At 34.5% G+C, this 1,649-nt stretch carries 2 protein-coding genes; both read left to right on the top strand.

Annotation, left to right across the window (positions count from 1 at the left end):
• Positions 1–435 (top strand): AP2/ERF family transcription factor (locus DLM75_RS23985; protein ID WP_488165570.1); only part of this gene is annotated, 435 nt, incomplete at its 5' end.
• 284 nt (positions 436–719) lie between these two features.
• Positions 720–1,250 carry a DUF1963 domain-containing protein gene (locus tag DLM75_RS23975; protein WP_118971029.1) on the top strand — a complete coding sequence of 177 codons (531 nt, stop codon included), beginning with the start codon at positions 720–722 and terminating at the stop codon, positions 1,248–1,250.
• Positions 1,251–1,649 lie beyond the last annotated feature (399 nt).

Raw genomic sequence — 1,649 nt, 5'->3', positions numbered from 1 at the left:
GCAATAAGCAAAGATGGGGTAAAATATTGTCTTGGAAGCTTCAAGACGGCTGAAGTTGCGGCTATGATGTATGATAAAGTAGCTTTGGCTCTCAATGGAAATGAGCTTGCTAAAACGAACAAAGCTCTGGGATTAATTCAGTATAAACGTCTTCCTTTAACTCCGATAGAATTTAAAGTCCATAAGAAAGGGCGTAATATGAGAGGAGCGGAAGATAGGAATAAAGTAAAGTCCCTCCGAACAATTCTAAAGCCGATAAACCGATTCTATGGATATACAGAAATGGAAAAAATGTTAAAGTATATTTCGAATACTAGTTCTCGATTTATATGGAGAGATCGTAGCCTTCGATCTGATGCTGTAGAATTTTTATACTCAGCATTGAATAGAAATAGAAAAGCTTTAGGGAAAGTTAGAATAAAAATAACGGCCTGAAATGAAAGTTAGCGTTTTTAAGTCTCGGGATCTAAGTCGAGGCTTTTCTATGCATTCATGTTTAAGAATATTTATACAAGCTTTAGTTCTTCTTTTGATCTCATGCAATGCTGGACGGTTTATTTCTCCGGGTCTAAGATCAAATATGTATTTGGCGGAGGGGGTGCGAACAAATAGTTATCTGATCGAAAATAGAGTTTTTGTAAAAGCAATCGCACTTAATCAAAATAACTTTGAAACTATAAAAGAAGATTCCGAAGAAGTTCAATTTGGAAGGAGAGGATATGACAAGTGAATCATTTAATTCAAATGGGGTCTCATTTTCAGAACTTAAGAAACTTCTAATGCGCACAAAAGAACCTCGGTTCTCTAAGATGGGAGGAAAGCCTCACTTGCCAATCAATTTTATATGGCCGACTTTGAACGGTAAACCATTATCTTTTCTTTTTCAAATTCAATTTTCTGAATTAAACAGTGATTTATTAAATGGATATCCGATAAAGGAGGGGCTGTTATATATATTCTATGCTAAAAAAACTGTTTGGGGTATTGACTTTATTGACCGCGAGAAATTGAAAACGAATTTTTTGGAAGATGAAAATCGAGAAGTAATCGAAACTGATTTTTCTGCTGGTTTAAAAATAAAAAAAGACGATTTGATAGTAGGGTATTTGTCATTCAGAAAAAATAATCCTTACATTGATCAAATGGGCATTAAAATTTCTGAATTCGATGTTAATAATTCAAGTCCAATCTCTATTCCTGAAAATCTTCTAGAAGCATATGAATGGATAATAGAGAAAAGTAGACGTTAAATCGTAAATTTTTCTTTCTTAAAATCCAAACGGTATTCGCCTGCAGATAGAATCTCATAATCCTAATGAGGAAGAAGAAAAAATAATGAAAAATCTTCGCCTCAGTTCCAAACAATGAATGCGCCGTAAAATAAAGGTGTTTTCTACCAACCTCTATAAATATATAATAGGACCTGGTAGAAATGATTAACTTTTAACGGCTTTTAAAGAGTTAAGGACACCGTAACTTTCCGGCGCGAACGGATTCAAAAATCGAAATGGCCCCGCTTCAAAGAATCCGTTTCAATCTTACAAAAGAGAAACTACTTACGATTATTATGGTTATGAAACTAGCGACCTCGGTTGACAGAAACGATAAAGTATTCAACCTGAGGAGTATGTATGGCGACGGATTCTCAA

The sequence above is a fragment of the Leptospira stimsonii genome (assembly GCF_003545885.1).
Lineage (GTDB): Bacteria > Spirochaetota > Leptospiria > Leptospirales > Leptospiraceae > Leptospira > Leptospira stimsonii.
Note: the sequence above shows the minus strand (reverse complement) of the source record. Positions and strands in the feature narration are given on the sequence as shown.